Annotated in this window: 19 protein-coding genes; 6 read left to right on the top strand and 13 right to left on the bottom strand. The window is 45.4% G+C overall.

The window, feature by feature from the left end; genetic code table 11:
- Positions 1-114 precede the first annotated feature (114 nt).
- The 5 genes from ZYMOP_RS05885 to hrcA form a co-directional block, all read right to left on the bottom strand.
- Positions 115-1,884 (bottom strand): heparinase II/III family protein, encoded by a 1,770-nt coding sequence (locus ZYMOP_RS05885; RefSeq protein WP_013934435.1) that lies wholly within the window; start codon positions 1,882-1,884, stop codon positions 115-117.
- Complete coding sequence (gene rpe, locus ZYMOP_RS05880) at positions 1,881-2,543, bottom strand: ribulose-phosphate 3-epimerase (protein WP_013934434.1); 663 nt, start codon at positions 2,541-2,543, stop codon at positions 1,881-1,883. Before rpe ends, ZYMOP_RS05885 begins: the two co-directional genes overlap by 4 nt.
- Before the next feature lie 159 nt (positions 2,544-2,702).
- Entirely contained in the window at positions 2,703-4,103 is a 1,401-nt protein-coding gene (locus tag ZYMOP_RS05875; RefSeq protein WP_013934433.1) for an RsmB/NOP family class I SAM-dependent RNA methyltransferase, read from the bottom strand.
- Positions 4,104-4,158: 55 nt separating this feature from the next.
- Positions 4,159-4,725, bottom strand: a complete 567-nt coding sequence (grpE, locus tag ZYMOP_RS05870) for a nucleotide exchange factor GrpE (protein ID WP_013934432.1) — start codon at positions 4,723-4,725, stop codon at positions 4,159-4,161.
- Positions 4,722-5,759 carry a heat-inducible transcriptional repressor HrcA gene (hrcA, locus tag ZYMOP_RS05865; RefSeq protein ID WP_013934431.1) on the bottom strand — a complete coding sequence of 346 codons (1,038 nt, stop codon included), beginning with the start codon at positions 5,757-5,759 and terminating at the stop codon, positions 4,722-4,724. The genes grpE and hrcA overlap by 4 nt, the downstream gene beginning before the upstream one ends.
- 258 nt (positions 5,760-6,017) lie before the next feature.
- Between hrcA and rph the strand changes: the two genes are divergently transcribed.
- The 3 genes from rph to hemW are packed head-to-tail and all read left to right on the top strand — an operon-like array spanning position 6,018 to position 8,534.
- A complete protein-coding gene (gene rph, locus ZYMOP_RS05860; protein WP_013934430.1) occupies positions 6,018-6,731 on the top strand; it encodes a ribonuclease PH in 714 nt (237 codons plus the stop codon).
- Position 6,732: 1 nt separating this feature from the next.
- On the top strand, positions 6,733-7,353 hold the full coding sequence (gene rdgB / locus ZYMOP_RS05855; protein ID WP_013934429.1) for an RdgB/HAM1 family non-canonical purine NTP pyrophosphatase: 621 nt from the start codon (positions 6,733-6,735) through the stop codon (positions 7,351-7,353).
- A gap of 2 nt (positions 7,354-7,355) precedes the next feature.
- Positions 7,356-8,534, top strand: coding sequence for a radical SAM family heme chaperone HemW (gene hemW / locus ZYMOP_RS05850; RefSeq protein ID WP_013934428.1), 1,179 nt, complete (start codon positions 7,356-7,358; stop codon positions 8,532-8,534).
- A gap of 84 nt (positions 8,535-8,618) precedes the next feature.
- Here the strand turns inward: hemW and ZYMOP_RS05845 are convergent, their stop codons facing one another.
- The 7 genes from ZYMOP_RS05845 to ZYMOP_RS05815 all read right to left on the bottom strand — a co-directional run bounded on the left by ZYMOP_RS05845 (position 8,619) and on the right by ZYMOP_RS05815 (position 15,170).
- Positions 8,619-9,077, bottom strand: a complete 459-nt coding sequence (locus tag ZYMOP_RS05845; protein WP_013934427.1) for a cupin domain-containing protein — start codon at positions 9,075-9,077, stop codon at positions 8,619-8,621.
- Between the two features lie 321 nt (positions 9,078-9,398).
- Positions 9,399-11,039 (bottom strand): hydroxylamine reductase, encoded by a 1,641-nt coding sequence (gene hcp, locus ZYMOP_RS05840; RefSeq protein WP_013934426.1) that lies wholly within the window; start codon positions 11,037-11,039, stop codon positions 9,399-9,401.
- A 45-nt stretch (positions 11,040-11,084) separates the two neighbouring features.
- Entirely contained in the window at positions 11,085-11,543 is a 459-nt protein-coding gene (locus ZYMOP_RS05835; protein ID WP_013934425.1) for an RrF2 family transcriptional regulator, read from the bottom strand.
- A gap of 242 nt (positions 11,544-11,785) precedes the next feature.
- Positions 11,786-12,616, bottom strand: a complete 831-nt coding sequence (locus ZYMOP_RS05830) for an aminotransferase class IV (RefSeq protein ID WP_013934424.1) — start codon at positions 12,614-12,616, stop codon at positions 11,786-11,788.
- Positions 12,582-13,193 (bottom strand): anthranilate synthase component II, encoded by a 612-nt coding sequence (locus tag ZYMOP_RS05825; RefSeq protein WP_013934423.1) that lies wholly within the window; start codon positions 13,191-13,193, stop codon positions 12,582-12,584. Before ZYMOP_RS05825 ends, ZYMOP_RS05830 begins: the two co-directional genes overlap by 35 nt.
- A gap of 16 nt (positions 13,194-13,209) precedes the next feature.
- On the bottom strand, positions 13,210-14,583 hold the full coding sequence (gene pabB / locus ZYMOP_RS05820; RefSeq protein ID WP_252507406.1) for an aminodeoxychorismate synthase component I: 1,374 nt from the start codon (positions 14,581-14,583) through the stop codon (positions 13,210-13,212).
- Positions 14,584-14,807: 224 nt separating this feature from the next.
- Entirely contained in the window at positions 14,808-15,170 is a 363-nt protein-coding gene (locus tag ZYMOP_RS05815; RefSeq protein WP_013934421.1) for a hypothetical protein, read from the bottom strand.
- 185 nt (positions 15,171-15,355) lie between these two features.
- On the opposite strand from ZYMOP_RS05815, the gene ZYMOP_RS05810 reads away from it, so the two are divergent.
- Positions 15,356-17,164: an ABC-F family ATP-binding cassette domain-containing protein gene (locus ZYMOP_RS05810; protein WP_013934420.1), complete on the top strand. Its 1,809-nt coding sequence runs from the start codon at positions 15,356-15,358 to the stop codon at positions 17,162-17,164.
- A gap of 507 nt (positions 17,165-17,671) precedes the next feature.
- Here the strand turns inward: ZYMOP_RS05810 and ZYMOP_RS09580 are convergent.
- Positions 17,672-17,842 carry a hypothetical protein gene (locus ZYMOP_RS09580; protein WP_252507405.1) on the bottom strand — a complete coding sequence of 57 codons (171 nt, stop codon included), beginning with the start codon at positions 17,840-17,842 and terminating at the stop codon, positions 17,672-17,674.
- Between the two features lie 274 nt (positions 17,843-18,116).
- On the opposite strand from ZYMOP_RS09580, the gene ZYMOP_RS05805 reads away from it, so the two are divergent.
- Together ZYMOP_RS05805 and bioB are read left to right on the top strand one after the other, a co-directional pair.
- Positions 18,117-18,905 (top strand): hypothetical protein, encoded by a 789-nt coding sequence (locus ZYMOP_RS05805; RefSeq protein WP_013934419.1) that lies wholly within the window; start codon positions 18,117-18,119, stop codon positions 18,903-18,905.
- 192 nt (positions 18,906-19,097) lie between these two features.
- Positions 19,098-20,102 (top strand): biotin synthase BioB, encoded by a 1,005-nt coding sequence (gene bioB, locus ZYMOP_RS05800; protein ID WP_013934418.1) that lies wholly within the window; start codon positions 19,098-19,100, stop codon positions 20,100-20,102.
- Positions 20,103-20,468 lie beyond the last annotated feature (366 nt).

The raw sequence follows: 20,468 nt of genomic DNA, 5'->3' as shown, positions 1-20,468 counted from the left end.
AGATTTTTTCGATATTTCGGAATAGGTCTGGATAAAAAAACCGCTTGGCGGGTGTCAAGAGAACAAGATTTTATGCAAACATATTTCTGTATGAATCTTTTAAAAAAGACGGGATTAACCCGCCCTTTTTAAAACCCAAGCAATATTGCACCCACCAGCGGGCGTCATCCCCGAAATCGTGATTTGATTAGTCAGCCTTGGCCATCCGGTTGGATCAATCCACAGGCTGGGTTCACAGCCCAGTTTCCCACCACGGCAGCGGAATTGCCATAAAGCGCCGCGTTCAATACGCAGTAAGGCCCCTAATCCATCGGCCGTGTTGGTCACTTCAACCCAAGGTGCTAGATGAAAACGCAAGGTGAAGGGCATTTCTGAAGCTCGCCGCCGTCCAGCAGGTAGTAAAATATCTTCGCCCCGTAATTCCCAGCCATTGGCTGATAAAGTTAATTTACGGCGATGGATGAAACCAAAACGGCGCATATAGCCATCATGGCTAGCTTCTAATAAACTACCTGTTTGGCCTTCATGGCGATCTAGTTCGACTTCACTAACCCCTCGACCCAGCGAACCATCTTCCATAATTGCGGTGGAGTTACTATCTTGTAGCACCAAGGTAGAATGGGCGGCGGTTGCCCGAAGGAGTGTGCTCAACTCTGGGGGAAGCGCTTCGTTATTATTACCTTGATCAAGGTCGCTGCCCAATAAACCCCCACAATTCACGATTAAGCGATCGGGGCCATCGGACATTTCAAAAGCAAGCGTTGACGCGCTGGCCATACCGGCGCGATGGGTTACGGGTGGCGGTGCAGTGTCGATAACAAGGGTAGTCTGGCCATGGCTTAACCGCTGATAGCCCCATTCCCGCGCCCGACTTAAAGGCCGACTGCGAATACCTGCCGCGTAAATTGCTGCATTGACACGGGCGTGATCGACCGGAACCCCGCCTTGGAAACTAACCAGTCCACCATCACCCAGAGTGACCCCGAGCAAAGCCCTGACTGCGCGTGCCATTATACGGGTTATCATTGTATTCGGCTGCATATCACGGGCATGATAAACCGCCAGTAACATCGCGCTGTATTCGATCAATTCAAGTTGATCATAAGGGGTTCGGCTGATGATGCCGCCATCTTCAAACAAGCTGCGGTTTAAGGCTTTTAATAAGCCTTGTTCCTGACGTTGAAGATAGGTTTTTTCATCAGGTAACAGAAGGGTTGCTGCGACTAATCCCATCCATGCTATTACCCGACTAAGGCCGTTAGGCACCTTATCCGCGCTTCTGGTCAGATGGCGACCCCCCCGAGCCAAACTGTTTAAGAGTTTAGATCGGTAAACCAAGTCAGTTGAGGAAAGAATGAGGGGCGCATAAGCCCCCCAAAATAAGATGCGCTTTCCCCAAATGTCAGGCTGCCATGCTTTATCGTCAATCTGTTCGGCATGGGCATCTAACCAGTCGCGCGTCAATCTTTCAGCAACGCGCGTTACTTCTTGGCGATTACCTGCCGCTGCAAGATCGCGTAGCCACATAAAGCTGTGTAAATAATCTGTAAATTCAGGCGATACGCCAGCCACGGGAAAAAGCGGTTGATCCAGCTTTATCTTTTCATGAAAGAAGTGGATTTCTCCATTGCGGATTAAAGTACCCGCTTCTTCACTGCCGGAAAACGGGTCTTTGGGTACCGCCATCAATCTTAAAGGCGGTCGTCCCCTAAGCCTAAGGGCATAAAAAGGCGTATGCCATGACAGACGACTAAGGCGATTAACAATTCTTTCGGTTAACGACGGTTGTTTTTCGTTGTTTACCCGTATTAGCCATTTACCCGGCCTGCTGTTGTCGTCTGAAGTGTCTTCGCCGGTGAAATCCGGTTCTTCCTTTTCACTCATGACTTGCGTAGCATCCTGATATTATTGGCATAAAATTGGGAACCCCCTTTAAAACTGGCTGTTCCCGCTACCAGCACATCGGCCCCGGCCTGAACGGCAAGCGCTGCTGTTTCTTTATCGATTCCACCATCGACTTCTAACCGGATATTCCGCCCTGAAGTAGTGATTTTATTTCTAATATCGCTTATTTTCGCCAATTGTTCTTTGATAAATTTCTGTCCCCCAAAACCGGGATTAACACTCATCACCATAATAAGATCCAGATCATCCATTAGATAATCCAACCCGCTTAAGGGGGTAGCCGGATTGAAGACTAAACCGGCTTTTTTACCCAGTGATTTGATATGTTGGATAGTGCGATGCGGATGCGCCCCCGCTTCGGGATGAAAGCTGATAAGATCGGCACCGGCCGCCGCAAAAGCCTCAATATAATTATCAACGGGGGAGATCATCAGATGAACATCAAAAGGCTTGTCTGTACAAGGCCGTAAAGCCTTTACAACCATCGGCCCGATCGTAATATTGGGAACGAAATGACCGTCCATGACATCGATATGAATCCAGTCGGCCCCCGCTTTATCGATAGCCCTCACTTCTTCTCCAAGACGGGCAAAATCCGCAGAAAGAATAGACGGGGCAATCAAGGGCATTTTATTCATAAATCAACAGCCAGACAGAAATAAAAAAAACTGAAAGGCCGCCTTTTATGGGAAAGGCGGTCTTTATTGGAATGTATTAGCGTTTATCGTGACTTGAGACAGTGAGCTAGTAAAAATCAGACTATTATCAACCCATTTTTAAAAATAGTCTAATTCAGCCTAATGCGCCTCTTTTTCGCTATACCGTGTAAAATATGCTATAAAAAAGCCGTCATTTCCGCCTTTTTCGGTGATGGATTGCGGTAATATGCGTAACCATCTGTCCTTTGTCGGAATAATCCCTGGGGGCAGTAAGGCTGGATCGAGCATATTGAGGCGATAATCAGGGTGATTTTTTAGAAATGCCTGAACAACCTCTTCCCCTTCTTCGGGTTCCAAGGAACAGACGGCATAGATCAACTTGCCGCCGATTTTTACCCAATCGGCTGCCCGTTCCAGCAGTTTTTTCTGCTGTTCGGCCATCTGTTTGATAATTGTCGTATCGACACGATAAAGCACATCGGGATGACGTCTGAAAATACCACTGGCTGAACAGGGTGCATCCAAAAGCACCGCGTCCACTTTATCCTTGGGCGTGTAATCCGCTAGATTAGCGGTAACAATTTTAGCTTCCAGATGGAGGCGCTTGAGATTTTCAGATAGTCTTTCCAAGCGTTTGGCGGCAATATCCACTGCTGTCACTTGCCAGCCTTGTGAGGCCAACTGCATGGTCTTGCCACCCGGTGCCGCACAAAGATCCAAGACCTGTTGCCCTTCCCCTTTACCCAGCAATCTTGCCGGTAAAGATGCGGAAATATCCTGAACCCACCATGCGCCTTCTTGGTAACCCGCCAGTTCACTAATCATTTTATGCTCGGAAGGGAGGCGTACATGTCCCGCGATTAGGCTGCTTCCTTCTAAGGTTTTTGCCCAATGATCCGTTTTTTCTGGGTCCTGCAAAGTAAGATCAACCGGAGGTTGTTCCGCAAGGGCCTGCTCTGCCTTTTCTACCATGATACCGCCCCATGCGGCTTTCCACCGCCAAGCCGTTTCTTCTGGCAGCGTTGGATATTCTGGTAAGGCAACATCTTCGCGACGGTCAAGCGTACCATAAACACCGTGCACTAAACGTCTGGGGCCACCGTCCACCAAAGGAAGAACTGTGGCTATGGCCACATGTGCCGGTTGTTTTAAAACCAGTTTTTGAGCAAGCGCGATCCGTAAAACCATCCGCGCTTTGACATCGTCCGCAAGGGGTTTTGCGGTGGCGCTGTCAATAAGCGCATCAATATCGGTTCGCCAGCGAAGCACACTGGCCACAATGGCATGCACCAAAGAGCGATCCGCAGGTTGCTTCAAGCCTTGTGTAATCCGCCCGATGACCTGTTCAAGGGGTAAACCTTGCCGTAAAATAGCTTCTAATAGCTGTAAGGCTGCTTGTCTTACGGGTAAGCCAATAGGATTAGCGTCTTTTCTTTGAGGATTACGCTTTTGAGAAGCAGAGGAAGCGCGACCTCCTTGAGATCGCGCTTGGGTCTGTTTATCTTTTCGTTTGGGACGGGGATGGTGAATCTCGCTCATAAAATCCCTGCCCATAAAGTCAAAGAAACTGACTGTTTACCGAAAAGTTGTCTGCTCACGCCGGTTTCGTCTCACCGGATTTCGCCTTGGCAACGGCAACCATAGCCGGACGGAGTAAGCGGTCATGCAGCGTATAGCCTGCTTGCATTTGTTGAACTACGGTACCTTCTGGTTCATCGCTTTCGATTTCAACCATAGCTTGATGCAGATTGGGATCAAGTTTGGCACCGATTGCTTCTACCCGCTTTACGCCATGACGCTGAAGGACATTGGCAAGTTCTTTGCCTGTCATTTCAATGCCGGTAACGAGGCTTTGAATTTTTTCGTCTTTTTTAATTTCTTCAGGGATAGCCGCAAGTGCCCGTTCCATATTGTCAGCAACGGATAAAAGATCCCGTGCAAAACCTGTAACGGAATAAGCGACGGCGTCCTTTTTTTCTTTTTCCAAGCGACGGCGCGTATTCTGAGCTTCGGCCTGAATATAAAGCAAATCCTGCTTTAATTTTTCATTTTCAGTCTTGAGCGCTTCCCCGTTATCGGTCGTCGTTTTTTCTTCGACGGCAGCATCGGCCTGAGCACCCGCCTGTTCAGTTTCTTCGTATTTTTTTTGTTCTTCGGTCATGCGATTATTCTCGATAAGGTTTTTGCTGTGAAGTCAACCATGGGGACGATACGGCCATAGTTCAACCTTGTAGGGCCGATCACCGCAACTACCCCCACCATATGCCCGCCTTCTCCGTGATAGGGAGAGGCGATAACGGAAGAACCGGAAAGCGAAAACAGCTTATTTTCAGAGCCGATAAAAATTTGAGCAGCATCGCTGACTGAGACTTTTTCTAACAATCGGGCGATTTCCTCTTTATCTTCTAGCTCTTCTAACAATTGTTTTGCCCGTTCCAGATCATCACTGGCATCCTGAAGCAGATTAGACTGTCCCCGAACAATCAATACGGGTCTTTTTCGGCTATCTTCCGACCAAACCACAAGACCTCGCTGAACCAGATCAGAAGCGGCAGAATCCAGTTCCGTCCGCTCAAGATCGATTTCGTGAAACAGTCGTTTTTTAGCTTCTGAAAAACTACATCCGGTGAGATGCGCGCTGATATAATTACCCGCTTCGATCAGTGTCGAGGCCGAAGTTCCTGAAGGTAATTCAATGACCCGATTTTCAACCGATCCATCGGCACCGACAATAACGGCCAAAGCACGATTATTGTCCAGCATGACAAAACCGAGTTGTTTTAGAACCAGTTCTTGTTTCGGTATCAACACAAGACCAGCACAGGCCGAAAGACCCGATAAAGTCGTTGTTGCAGTAACGAGCCTTTCTTTGGCAGAACCAGCCCGAAAAAGATCGGATTCAATCGTCGTCCTTTCTTCCTCACTAGGTTCGGAAAGCTGCATCATGCCATTGACGAACAGGCGAAGGCCTAATTCAGTGGGCATGCGCCCTGCCGAAATATGAGGGCTTAATAACAAGCCTCTTTCTTCCAGCTCTTGCAGCACATGGCGAATGGAAGCAGGCGAAAGATTTATCCCCTGTTTCGCCAGTGTTTTTGATCCGACGGGCAATCCACTTCCAAGATAGCTTTCCACTACCAGTTGGAAAATATCGCGCGCCCGCGATGATAATTCTATGACCGGTATGGATGACATGCCTTATAGGTAAGCATCCAAATGCTGTTCGTCACCCCCTAAATACGTAATAAATAAGCCCTTAAAAGTAATTTAAAAAGAAAAATTGCTGATTGGGCGCGTCGGTTTTGATTGAATGACGGCAAGGGTCGTGGCAGGAGGGGCGCTATCTATTGGATTGTTTTTCTATCGGCTATGTTCCGTCAGGTAAATGGCGGGGATGTGGTGCCTTGATAGGATGGTTATTGATCGGGTTTTTACCCGAAGAAAGGTTAATCGATGCGTCCTTCAGGTCGTGCGCCAGACCAGTTGCGGAGCCTTACCATTGAAACGGGTTTTACCCGTCATGCCGAAGGATCTTGTCTGATTAGTTTTGGTGAAACCCGTGTGTTGGTCACCGCTTCTTTAGAAGAGCGTTTGCCGCCTTGGCTGCGGGGTAAAGGACAAGGTTGGGTAACGGCTGAATATGGGATGCTGCCACGTTCGACCCATAGCCGTACCAATCGCGAAGCCGCACGGGGTAAGCAGACGGGTAGAACCCAGGAAATTCAACGTCTGATTGGGCGTGCCTTGCGGGCTGGTATCGATATGAAGAAGCTAGGCGAGCGTCAAATTACCGTGGACTGTGATGTTTTGCAGGCTGACGGCGGCACTCGCACGGCTTCTATTTCCGGTGGTTGGGTTGCGCTTCGTTTAGCGGTCAATAAATTGCTTCAGTCCGGCCAATTAACCGAAGATCCTATTATTTCAGAAGTGGCCGCTGTTTCTTGCGGTATTTCCAATGGGGTGCCGGTATTGGATCTTGATTACGCCGAGGATTCTACCGCCGAGGCCGATGCTAATTTTGTTATGATGGGGGACGGTCGATTAATTGAAGTGCAGGCGAGTGCAGAAGGCGCCCCTTATGATGAAGAAGGATTGCTTCGTCTGTTGCGGTTGGCGCGTCTTGGCAGCCAACAGATCATCGCTGCTCAAAAAAAAGCGGTAGCATAAAATGAGCGGCGCCTCTTCGCGACGTAAGCTTGCCCCAGGTCGTTTGGTTCTGGCGAGCCATAACAAAGGCAAATTAGCAGAAATAAGCACGTTATTACAACCTTATGGCCTTGAAACGGTTTCTGCCGCTGATTTAGGGTTGCCCGAACCTGAAGAAGATGGCGATAGCTTCATCGCCAATGCCGAGATCAAGGCGCGCTTTGTTGCGCAGGAAACGGGTTTGGTAGCTTTGGCCGATGACAGCGGTTTATGTGTTGACGCCTTGGATCAAGCGCCCGGGATATACTCGGCCCGTTGGGCAGGTGAACCCCGCGATTTTGATAAGGCTATGGCCCGTATTCACGATTTGGTTGAAGAAAAAGGCTCTGATGCTTCTAAAAAAGCGCATTTCGTCTGTGCTATGTCTTTATGCTGGCCGGACGGACATGTCGAAAATTTTGAAGGCCATGTCTGGGGTAATTTGGTCTGGCCACCCCGTGGCGCACGCGGATTTGGTTACGATCCTATCTTCGTCGCCGAAGGACAAAATCAGAGTTTTGCCGAGATGGCCGCCGATGCCAAAAGAGCGATTAGCCATCGCACAGCTGCTTTTCGCCAACTGATTGAAGGGTGCTTAGCATAAGCGTGCCTTTGTCCGGACAAATAGCATTTGTAAAATCGGCGGAAAAGACGCCTTTGGCGCTTTATATCCACTGGCCGTTTTGTCTGTCTAAATGTCCTTATTGTGACTTTAACAGTCATGTCCGCGAGAATCTGGATCAGACTATCTGGCGGACAGCTTTGTTAGCGGATATGGCCTATGAGGCGTCTTTCACCCGTGGCAGACCTTTGGGGTCAATTTTTTTCGGGGGTGGTACGCCTTCTTTAATGCCCCCCGAAACCGTTGCTTCGTTGATCGAAGCGGCTTGCCATTATTGGCCGCCGTTGCCGAATATTGAAATTACCCTTGAAGCTAATCCGTCTTCGGTTGAGGCTGCCCGCTTTGAAGCTCTGGCTCAGGCGGGCGTTAATCGGCTTTCTTTGGGAATTCAGGCTTTAGATGATGACGTACTGGGTTTTTTAGGCCGTATTCACACGGTAGAAGAAGCGCTGAAAGCGCTGAATATAGCCCAACATCATTTCCCTCGTGTTAGCTTTGATCTGATTTATGGACGCCCGCATCAATCGTTTGCTGATTGGGGTAAAGAATTAAATCAAGCCTTATCTTTTGGCACCGATCATTTATCGCTTTATCAATTGACTATTGAAGAGGGCACGCGCTTTTCTACCCTTGTGCGTCAGAATAAGTGGCAGCCGATGGATGGGGATAATGCGGCTGATCTATTTGAATTGACCCGCGATATAACAGAAAAGGTGGGTCTTCCGGCTTATGAAATATCTAATCATGCGCGTTTAGGATCAGAGAGCCGTCATAATATGACCTATTGGCGTTATGGCGACTACATCGGGGTCGGTGCCGGTGCTCATGGACGGCGGCTTCATAAGGCGACTATGCGGTATAAAAAGCCTGAAAATTGGTTGAAAGCGATCGAAAATAAAGGATGTGCTGTTCAGGAAGAGATCCTGTTAAAGCCAAAAGATCAAGCGGTAGAAGCCGTGTTAATGGGCTTGCGGTTAGCTGAGGGGGTCGATTTAAGCTTTATAGCGGCTAAAACAGGGTTGAAATCGACTGACTATCTCAATGAAAAGGCGCTCGATCAGTTAATAGATCAAGCGGTTATAATGCGTGAAGGCACCCGTTTAAAAGTCAATCGGGAGTCCGTTTTGTTAACAGATGCTATCACCCGAGAGATTCTGCGTTAGAAAAATTTTGGGTTTTGTGCTTTTCATGAAAAACTATTTAATAGCCGCCGATCTCCCTCCCTTGATCGTAGCGGGCTATTCTTTTTAAGGTTTTAAGGGCGTATAGAGCGTGACGGGCATCCCTTTGGTACTGGCATAAAAAGCAATCATGGTGACGGGTTCATCCCCGCTTATACCTCGGTGCATTTTATTAAACATTTCGGGAAAAGCGGTGCCTTCTGGGAAAAGTTTTTTCTTTCCGGTCGCTTTATCCTCAATCGTCACATTCCCTTTAAGGATATAAACGGCATTGGGTACAGGATGCCTGTGCCAGTCAAGTTCACTATGGGCCGGTACCGTAATTTGCATCACTACTAATTCAGGAGAACCTTGGGGATAGGCTTTATAGGGTATGCCGTCCCAAGCCGTATCTGCACGAAGGAGAGTCTTACTTTGGCCTGCATGGCCTGTATTTTCCTCAGCATAGGCTGGAAAGACGGTAGAGATAGCGCCAAACATGAATAGTAGAGATGAAATATACGTCCGCTTGGTATAATTTTTCATCAGCCTTCTTCCTGTTATTTCAGCTTACTGAAGGCGGTTGACGAGCAGCCTTCTTCAGATAAAGAACAGTATAGAACAGCCTTATGCATTCAAGAATGAAATATTTTCTGAATAACAAATTGATTTTTAAGGGTTTTTAAAATTTTTTAGGTTTCAATTTTTATAAGATATGATTAATTTTAAGGGAATCGAAATTATTTTAATATAAATTTTTTAAAATAAAATTATATGATAATGATGTAATTTAATAGTAAAATTGAAAATTATAAAAGAAAAGGGAGCCTAAGCACCCTTCCCTTTTATATTTTGAAGCGTGAATAATCAGGCCGCTTTGGCCGTGATGATAGCCTGTAAATCGCTTTCGGCTGATGTTCCGATCGCTTTAATATCGAAATTATCGACCAGAATTTTGAGCATGTTGGGGGTAATAAAGGCGGGCAGAGAAGGCCCAATGCGGATTCCCTTAACCCCTAAGTAAAGAAGCGCTAACAGAACGCAAACTGCCTTTTGCTCATACCATGACAGAATAAGAGAAAGGGGAAGGCTGTTAACGTCGGTTTCAAAGGCTTCCGCTAAGGCTAAGGCTACCTTGATAGCCGAATAGCTATCATTGCACTGCCCCATATCGAGCAGACGCGGTAAACCGCCGATTTCGCCTAAATCAAGGTCGGTTAAGCGGAATTTTCCGCAGCCTAATGTTAGAATAATCCAGTCTTTGGGCGCTTTTTCTGCAATGTCAGTGAAGTAGTTACGCCCTAATTTCGCGCCATCACAGCCACCCACCAGCATGAAATGTTTGATGTCGCCTTTTTTCACAGCTGAAATAACCGCATCGGCAGCATTCAGCACCGTGTTATGGCCAAATCCGGTATTATGGAGACGGATATCTTTGTCATCTTCTGTAAAGCCGTCCATCGCCTGAGCGGCTTCTATCACCTTGGAAAAATCGCGATCAGGCAGATGGGATAAGCCCGGCCAACCTACCAAATCACGGGTGAAAACGCGTCCCGCATATTCTGATCTCGGTTCCATCAGGCAATTGGTCGTCATGACAATCGGCCCCGGGAAATTAATAAATTCCTGGCGCTGACGCATCCATGCGCCACCATAATGTCCAGCCAGATGCGGATATTTTTTGAGTTCAGGATAACTGTGTGCGGGCAACATTTCGCCATGGGTATAGATTTTGATGCCCGTATTGGCTGTCTGTTCTAGAAGCGCTTTGATGTCCAGCAAATCATGCCCAGAAACCAAAATAGCCTTGCCTTGTGAGGGTCCCATTTTGACAGCGGTAGGTTCTGGATGACCAAAGCTGGAGGTGTTGGCTTTGTCTAAAAGTCCAAGGGTTTTATAAGAGGCTTCACCGCAACGCATTACCAGTGCCAATAAGGCATCAGCCCCTAAACTGTGATCGGTGAGCGCGGCCATACCCTCAAGGATAAAGGCATCCACATCATTGTCATGGAAATCCAGCACCGCAGCATGATGGGCATAAGCGGCCATACCTTTAATGCCGTAGGTCAATAATTCCTGTAAGCCGGTGATGTCTTTACCCAGTGTTTTCTCACGGCTCTCAATGCCATATAACTCCCCCTGTTTGATTAACGCCTCACGATCCTGAGAAAAATGCAAGGTGGCCGCTAGCGGAAGATCAATATTTTCAGGGAGCTTACCTTTGAGACGGTCGCGGAGATCAGCCAATTTATAAAGGGAGGCACATAAAACATCGGCGTCAAAATTGACGTTTGTAACCGTAGAAAATAATGCTTGGGTGACTAAGGCCGTTGCCTCTTTTTGTTCTTGTTCGTAATCGGCAGGCAATTTTTTTGCCACATAAGCCAATCCCGAAGAGGCAAGAAGCAATAAATCCTGAATAGCGGCTACTTCGGGCGTTTTACTGCATACGCCTTTGACTGTGCAACCCGTACCTTTTTGGGTTTGTTCACACTGAAAGCATAACATGACATTATAATCCTTTTGACAGTCCATTCAAAATGCAGAAGGATTTTAAGTCACAGGAAAAGACCCATCAGGCTTTTTTGAGCGGAATTTCCAACCTGCCTCAGCAAAAGGTCTGACTTTGTCCAAGGTCATTTCCTGTAGCTGCTGTTCAATAGCCGGACGGGCTTTTAGCCAAAAACTGTGCATCGGACAGGGATGTTTATCAGAACAACCCGGTAACCCTAAAAAACAGCGATTAGCCCAATTTATCCCATCAATAGCCTTAACTACCTCTAAAACGGATATAGATTCGGATGGACGAGTCAGTTTCAACCCGCCATTTTGGCCCCGTTTTGCGGTAATCAGTCCAGCTTCTTGTAAGCGACCTAAAATCTTATTCAGATAAGGGCGTGGAATGTTCGCTTTTTCCGCAATTTCGCGTGCCATGGTAAGTTTTCCGCTGTCTGTATAAAGAGCAGACAACGCAAGAACAGCATAACCGGCTGATTGCGAAAGAGAGAGCATAGAGCACGGATTCCTTAATCTATGAAGGGTAATATCAAAAGTGGATAATTAGGTAAAGTTTAAATTTTACCATTAGGTAATATTTAAAAAAATAATAATAAGGCTAAGATTGGCTTCCTATCGGGAGAAAGTTTTTATTAAAAAATAACATCAAGCGTCCTGTTTTTAAAAAAGCCTTTTGATTAGGTAGGCTTTTCCTTTTTTAAGGTCTTTAGGGTGTGAGGAACCAAAAATTGCGGTCTTTATCGGGTGTAATGCATATCTTCATATAATTTTGTTATTATCAGCGCGAGTAAGGCTTGAAAACGACGCGGCATAAGAATGTCACCGATTTGTGTGACCTGACAGATCATCCGTAGGCTGTTCGTCAAAAAGACATCATCCGCCTTCAATAATTCAGAAAATAAAATCGGACGCTCTTCTGTCGGGATATTATTGGCCGCGGCTAACCGTAAAACAGTGGCCCGCATAATGCCGGGCAATACACCTTCGCTTACCGGCGGCGTAATCAATCTTCCTTCACGGATCATAAAGAGATTAGCCATGCTGCTACAGGCGACGCGGTCTTTGGTATTTAAAAACAACACATCATCATAGCCTTTATAACGGGCATGACGCACGGCTAAAACAGCATCGAGATAATTCAAAGTCTTTATTCTGGCGGTAGGAGAGGTTTCATTCCGCCGTGTTTCACTGGGTAGAAGGCGTAATTCGGGACAAAATATTTCAGGCGTAATCATCGCTTTCGACACTATAATATTAGGTTTTATTTCCGTGGGAAGCGAAAGACCCCTAGGCCCTTTTCCAGCCGTTACCGTAACCCGTACCGATCCAAGGGCTATATCGGCATTGCCTATATCCATCGCCTTACCAAGTTCAAAAGCGCTGACAGGTAAAGACAAGGCCGCACAACTTGTTATGAGTCTTTCTAGATGCGCTTCCCGATAGATAACCCTATTTTCTACGATAAGGGCGGTATCAAAAACGCCATAGCCTAATAATAGGCCTTTATCTGTAAGGTTAAATTCGGTGATGTCATTATCCGCCCGTACCCCGTTTAGCCATGTTGGCATGGAAGGCCTCCTCTAAAGCAAAGAAATTTTTTAAAATTTCATATCCGTATTCTGTCAGAATAGATTCAGGGTGAAATTGCACGCCATAAGTTGGATGAGCAACATGAGATAGCGCCATGATCTCTCCATCTGGAGAAAGTGCTTCTGTGATGAGATGGCTATTCATGGCCAAGGTCGGTTGCACGATAAGAGAGTGATAACGGCCTGCTTTAAGAGGCATCGGAAGGTTTTTAAATAAGCTTTTACCCTGATGTCTTATTTCTGTAGCACGACCATGCATTGGATTTTTTGCACGGGTAATGATTCCGCCAAAAGCGCTACCGATACATTGATGCCCGAGGCAAACGCCGAGAATAGGAATTTTGCCCGAGAAAACGCGGACTACCTCTACAGAAATATCGGCTTCTTTAGGGGAACAAGGCCCCGGTGAAATAATAATAGCTTTTGGGTTTAAATGCCTGATGTCTTTCATCGTCACTTCATCGCGACGGATAATCATCGTTTTTTTGCCGAGCCTTTCAAAATAGCGGGCAAGGTTAAAGACGAATGAGTCATAATTATCGATGATTAAAAGCATCAGCTTTCTCCGAAGATCAGCGCCCTGCCGTCAGGGGGTTACCGAAGCTTTCAAAAATTTTGTCTACTTTCGTCAGTGTTTCTGAATATTCGGCTTCTGGATCTGATAACAGCGTAATACCGCCGCCCGCCTGAAACACAGCTTCTTTTTCTGAAAAAGTGATGGTTCGAATAGCAATGTTAAAATCAAAATCCCCGTCGAAATCAATATAGCCGATAGCACCACAATAAACACCGCGACAGGCTTTTTCAGTTTCCGCGATAATTTCCATCGCTCGAATTTTAGGTGCCCCGGTAATCGAACCGCCGGGGAAACAACCTTTTAACAAATCCAAGCCATCAAGTTCCGGTTTTAAGATGCCGGTTACCACTGAAACCAAATGATGCACCCCTGTATAGCTTTCAAGCTGACAAAGGGCTGTAACTTCTACTGAATCGGCGATACAGCTACGTGATAAATCATTGCGCAGCAGATCGACGATCATAATATTTTCAGCACGGTCTTTTTCAGAATGAAGTAAAATGTCAGCCAAAGCTTTGTCTGTTTGACTATCGTTTGCGCGGGCGGCTGTACCTTTGATAGGGCGCACTTCAACCTGAGTGCCTTGTAAACGAATGAACCGTTCAGGTGAGGCGGACGCAATGGCGAGATCGGTAAAGGATAAAAAAGCGGCAAAGGGAGCCGGATTTATCGTGCGGAGCTTGGTATAAAGCCGCCAAGGATTAAAATTATCAGGTAATTTCGCTGTAAATTTCTGGGCAATATTGGCTTGATAAATATCGCCTTGCCTGATGTATTCTTTCACTTGTTCAATAGCAGCGATGTAGCGGGTTTGCGTAAAGTTGGAGTGCCAATTTGAAAGCGTTATTGAGGCTTCTTCTCTAGGAGCTCCGAGCTTTTCGTTGAGCCATTTTGTCAATTGATCAAGACGTTGGGTCGCCCGTTCTGCCCGTTTTTCAGGCTCTGTCTCGGGGAAGCCCGAGGCAAGAAGATAACTCTCTTGAGTAAGATTATCGAAAGCGACAATGGCGTCATAGAAGCCGAAAGTAATTTCAACAAGATTTTCGCTAGATTGAGGATAGTCTTTAATTTTTTCGAGATATTGGGCGTAATCATAGCCGATATAGCCAATACAGCCCCCTTGAAACGGAAATTTTTTTTCTTGAACGTCCAGTTTGTAAGTCGAAAGCTGCGTTTTTAGAGCGTGTAAAGGATCCCCTTCTAAGGCTTTCCCATTCCAGTAAGCTGTTCCTTTAATGACTGTAAATAAAGCAAAAGGATCAACGGCAATATAGGAATAGCGCCCCAATTCGGCTTGGGATAGGGCACTATCAAGAAAAACAAAGCCTTTGAGGGATGACAGACGATCAGCAGCCGTCAGTGGATTCATCCAATTGAGTTTCCGCTGCCACATCTCTGCCTCAGATATTCCTATAGTATCAGGTTATTTATCGATTTTTCTGTTTAAATGATGAAAGCGGTAAAGGATAGATCAATCCGTAAATTTTATGGCTTTGAAAAGCGTTGGAGGCTTAAGGGGATATGAAATAAGGTTTTAGGTTTATTTTGTTGTATTAGAATTAAAATAAGCCTTATATAGAAATATATTATTAATTATTCCCTAGTTCCTGAAATTAATTCGGTTTCACTGGAGGATTCGCTGAAATTACCTGTTGCATCTGTCCGGCTAATGACATCCCCGCTTTGGCCATCAACATCAATCCAGATAACCGTATTGTTACGAATAAATTTCAGACGATAAATGGTGTTATCATGCAGTTCCGGCCCAAGATAACGGCATCCGCTCATTTGAGGGAGTATTTTTCCTTCGATCTGGCGCAAAGGCAATATCTGACCGCTTCGGATCGCCGCAAGCGCAACATCCCGATCTCGTCTTTGCTGGGCCCTTAGTGGCGATGCTATTAATACAGCATGGGCAAAAACGGCACACAGACAAAAAACCGTGGCAGATTTCATTTTGAGCATTCTTCCTTAGTAAGGCTATGCCTTTGAATAAGGAATGAACATAAGAAGGTAAAATATAGGTTACCTGAAAGCATTTATTTTAATAAATCGGTTAAGAATTCTCCATTTTCCTAATCGGATAGCGGCCTTTGTTATAGAGGATGACGAATGCCGTTTTTATCCTTATATAGCGGCCTATGGCTCCTCCTTTATTATCTTTTGAAAATCTTGGCGTTATTCAAGGCGCGGGATATTTGTTCCGACATCTGGATATTAACATCCAACCCCGTGATCGTTTAGCCCTGATCGGGCGCAATGGTGCAGGTAAGACCACCTTGTTAAAGCTTTTGGCGGGTGTGATTGAGCCTGACGAGGGGCGACGTAGTATTCAACCCGGCTTGAAACTGGTTTTATTAGAACAGGCCCCTTCTTTTGAAGGCTGTGAAACTCTGGCTGATTATGCCTTGGCCGGAGCTGACGCCCCACCCCGCTATCAGGTGGAAGCTATTGCAGACCAATTAGGAGTCGATCTTTCTCGATCGGCTCAGTCGGCTTCTGGCGGTGAACAACGTCGTGCGGCTATTGCTCGCGCGTTGGCGATGGAGCCTGATTTACTGTTAATGGATGAACCTACCAACCATCTTGATCTGGCCGCGATCGAGTTTTTGGAAGGGTGGCTTAACCGTTTTCGAGGCGCCTTTATTGTTATCAGCCATGATCGTACCTTTTTAACGCGTTTAACCAGACAATGTTTATGGCTTGATCGGGGACAGGTTCGGCGGGCTGAAATCGGCTTTGGTGGGTTTGAAGCCTGGATGGAAAAAATTCAGGCAGAAGAAGTGCGTGCTGCTGAAAAGTTGGATGCTAAATTAAAGTTAGAAGAGCATTGGTTAATCCGTGGCGTCACGGCCAGACGAAAGCGTAATCAGGGACGTCTGACCAAACTTTATGAAATGCGCGCCGAACGAAAATCTATGACAGGGCCGGAAGGTACGGCCAAGCTGGCCATTGATACCAATGATGTTCGTACTAAAATCGTCATTGAGGCCAAGCATATAAGCAAAAGCTTTGGTGATCGTGAAATTATTAAAGATTTCTCCTTAAGAGTGCGTCGGGGTGATCGCATTGGTATTGTTGGCGCAAATGGTGCGGGTAAGACGACCTTACTAAAGTTATTAATGGGCGAGATCGAACCGGATCAAGGCAGCATTAAACGGGCTGAAAATTTGGAAGCTGTCGTTATTGACCAGCAACGAGCGGCTTTGCTCCCTGATAAAACCTTGCGGGATATTATTGCCCATGGCGGTGATTGGATCGAAATCGGCGATCAAAAGAAGCATGTCGTCGGCTATTTAAAAGATTTTCTATTTGATCCGGCTTTGTTGGATGCCAAGGTTAGCACGTTATCGGGCGGTGAACGTTCCCGTTTGTTGATGGCGCGAGAATTTGCCAGACGTTCTAATCTGTTGATTTTGGATGAGCCTACGAATGATCTCGACTTGGAAACCATTGATCTTTTGCAAGAAGTAATCAGCAATTATAGCGGCACGGTCTTGTTAGTTAGCCATGATCGCGATTTTCTCGATAATGTCGCGACGACCACTTTGGGAATGGATGGTTCCGGTGTCATTGATGTTGTCGCAGGGGGCTATAGCGACTGGCAAAAACAGCGTGCTGATCGGTTGGCCTTGTCACAATCGCGTGCTTCGGCAAAAAACCTTGAAAAAGGGGATGCGACCGCAACGACAGCTGCAGTGCAAAAACCTACCCGCTTCAAATTATCTTATAAAGATCAGCGCGATTATGACTTGTTGCCTGAACAGATTGAAAAAATGGAAGCCGAAATTGCTAGCCATGAAGCCGCTTTAGCTGATCCTGAGCTTTACACTCGCGATCCCGCACAATTTTCGGCTTTAACCGATAAAGTTGCCGCATTGCGGGATAAGAAAGAGGATGCAGAAATGCGTTGGTTAGAATTAGCCGAGCAGGTGGAGGCATCCCAGTAAAATAAGTATAGATTTAAGAACGCAAGGCTGGTTTGTCTTTTGATGAAGGCATTTGTGAAAATAAAATCTTCTTTGGCGAAGCCTCCTAGGTTCTGTTGACAAAAGGTAATTTTAATCTAGCCCTGAGATGAATTAAGGTCGATCTTTTTAGATATGAAAAGGTACGCGGAGACCTGACAGACGCTGAAAGGAAGATGATGGGGGCGCGCTATTGCCGTGTTGGTCACGTCCAGCCAAGGATAATCGCCAGTTTCTGAACGGGATTCTTTATGGGCTGCCCCTAGCGAGATATGGATAAACGCTATGGGGAGTGGAACTCGGTCTATGTCCGTTTTCGTTGCTGGGCCGAACAAGGCGTATGGGATGCACTTTTGGAAACGCTGGTAAATGCAGACTGACGGATGACTGGAACACATGATAAATAGTCGGGTTGTTCGATGTCATATTCGGTCAGCTGGCGCAGAAGGAGAACCTATAAGGAAGGCTTTGGTCGAAGCCCCAGAAGCTTTACGAGCAAGATCCATGCCCGTGCTGAGGATCAGGGACACCCTTTTGGCATTGAAGTAACCGGCGGAGAAGTCTCCGATTATTCCGGCTTCGAGGTCTTGATGTCCCTGCCCGTCGCAACATCCTATCTACTTCTGGCTGATAAGGTTGCATAAAAAGCTGTTTTTCCACAAGGCGATTCCCGTAATTCCCCCGCGCCTAAACCTGACAGAGCAATCCCCTATGATGTTCGATGTTCTTGCGAGATCGTAATCGCATTGAGCGGATGCTTAACAAACTTAAGCGGTTCCATCGTATCGCTACCCGCTATCCGATATGATAAAATGAAAGAATCTTTTCTTACCTTCCCATATCTTGCTACCGTCAAGTTGGGATTGCCCTCTTTTGTCAACAGAACCTAGTCTTTAATTTGCCTGATGGGGGGTGGTTGCCTTATAGCAGGGGTATGAATGCACTCCATGCTTTAGCTCCCATCCGTGACGATAGTTTTGCCGCTTTGATTGCCCATGCGGCTAGCTTCTTTTATGGTGAAAAAACAGCAACGGATTTTATTTATACCGTTTCTCGTATCAACGAATTCAAAACCTATTTTCGCGATTTTCTGACAACGGCTTTACTGCCTGATAATGCCGGTATTTTGTTGTTACATCCCAAAAGACCGAGCGATAAAGATTTTGATCGTCTGTTTAATGGATTGATTGAGCAAGGTATTATAACGCAGTCGTTAGATGCCTATAGTTGGGTCATCAATAAGGCTGATCAGAATGCTCAAACCTTAGAACGGATTAAGCTGCTTATTGCTTTGAAACAGAAATTTAAAAAGAAAGTAAAATATCTATTCACTTTTGAGTTATTATTAGAGAATGCTTATCGGGATAAGATATTTTTCGTGCTCTTATTACTGGCGATTGAGTATATTGATCGTAGCCGTAATGCTCAATTTATTGAGGATATAGGTAGTATTTTTAATAAAGACCTTAAGAATACTTTGTTGATTTTAATAGAGAACCGTTCTTACGGTTTTGATAAAATAGCTGTTTTCGCGCGTGATATTGATCGTTTTCCATCAGTCTTTGATAAGTCAATATTTATTAATAAGACGTATTCTATAGATCATTATTATAAAAATGAAATGGAAGAGGTAATTTTAGAAATAAAAACTCGTAATATTAATCAAATATTGTTGGCTATAGCCTCAATAATACTTAATGAAATTAAATTCAAATTATTGTAGTTTTTGTATATATTTTATAATTATAATAAATTTCAATATTTATTATTTTTTTCATGGTTTTTTAAATTTTGTTTTTAAAAAATTACTTTAATTAAAAATTGGTTATAAAAAATTTTAAGCTTTTAAAGCATAATTGATGCTTTAAATTCGTAAAGCCATATAAAGCCGTAAACAATAAGGGTTTTTTGACGCATGATACCGGTCGAGACGCAGCCTACAGAACGCGATGGCACAACCGTTATACCGCAATTGACGGAAGATATTCGTTACGATTGGCAAGAAGAGGAAGCGCTCGCCCTTTATAATCTGCCATTATTGGAATTGGTAGGACAAGCGAATGCCGTCCATCGACGCTATCATGAGGCAGGGCGGCTGCAAAAGGCTAGTTTGCTGAGTATTAAAACGGGCGGCTGTCCTGAAGATTGTGGCTATTGTTCGCAATCTGCTCATCACGATGTAGAGTTGACCCGCGAAAAATTAATGGACCCTGATGCTGTGATTGCGTTAGCGGCCAAGGCAAAGCAAGCTGGGGCTGAACGTTTTTGTATGGGGGCCGCTTGGCGAAAAATCCGCGATGGTAAAGAATTTGATGCGGTTTTAGCCATGATCCGAGGGGTGCGGGCTTTGAATATGGAAGCCTGTGTTACCTTGGGCATGGTTAATAAAGATCAGGCAAAACGTTTAGCCGAAGTCGGTCTTACCGCTTATAATCATAATCTTGATACCGGCCCTGATTACTATCCAAAAATTGTAACAACCCATAGTTATCAGGATCGGCTAGAGACACTGAAATGTGTAAGAGAAGCAGGTATTGCCCTTTGCACAGGGGGCATTATCGGTCTTGGCGAAACCCCACGTGATCGGGTCGCTTTATTGCGGGTTTTAGCCTCTATGGCCCCTCATCCAGAAAGCGTGCCCGTCAATATGTTAGTTCCGATAGAGGGCACGCCTCTTGCACAGGCTGAACCTGTGGATTCATTAGATATTGTTCGGATGATTGCAACTGCCCGTCTGATGATGCCCCAATCTATGGTGCGTTTATCAGCCGGTCGTTCTTCGCTTAGTCGTGAAACGCAGATTCTTTGTTTGTTAGCAGGCGCTAATTCGATTTTTTATGGAAATGTTTTGCTGACGACGCCGAATGCGGATGTTCAAGCGGATGATGCTTTATTAGAGGCGTTGAGCGCTAACGTTTGATAAAATAAAAATAGCCTCAATCTGTACTCGAATTGAGGCTATTTTTTAAAAAATTCAAATTTACAGTATTCTATCATAAATAAATTCACCAATATTACTGATCATAATTGCGAATACTGAAAAATAAATAAAAGAACTAAACCCGATTCCGAAAATTGGGAATTTATTATAATAGCTATCCTTTTGATTTTCGACATACAAAATAGTTGTTAATACCGCTGATGAAATAATAATAAACGGTAGCAACGCGACCAGAGGAAACATATGAATATGTAACATTATTTCTCCCTTTCTTTGTATGGGGTAGGAGAAATAAAATAACACAACTGAAGTTAATTGAAATATATAAAATAGTTTTTTTAATAA

The organism is Zymomonas mobilis subsp. pomaceae ATCC 29192, from assembly GCF_000218875.1.
GTDB lineage: Bacteria > Pseudomonadota > Alphaproteobacteria > Sphingomonadales > Sphingomonadaceae > Zymomonas > Zymomonas pomaceae.
The sequence above is the reverse complement of the archived record's forward strand: the minus strand, read 5'-3'. Positions and strand labels throughout refer to the sequence as shown.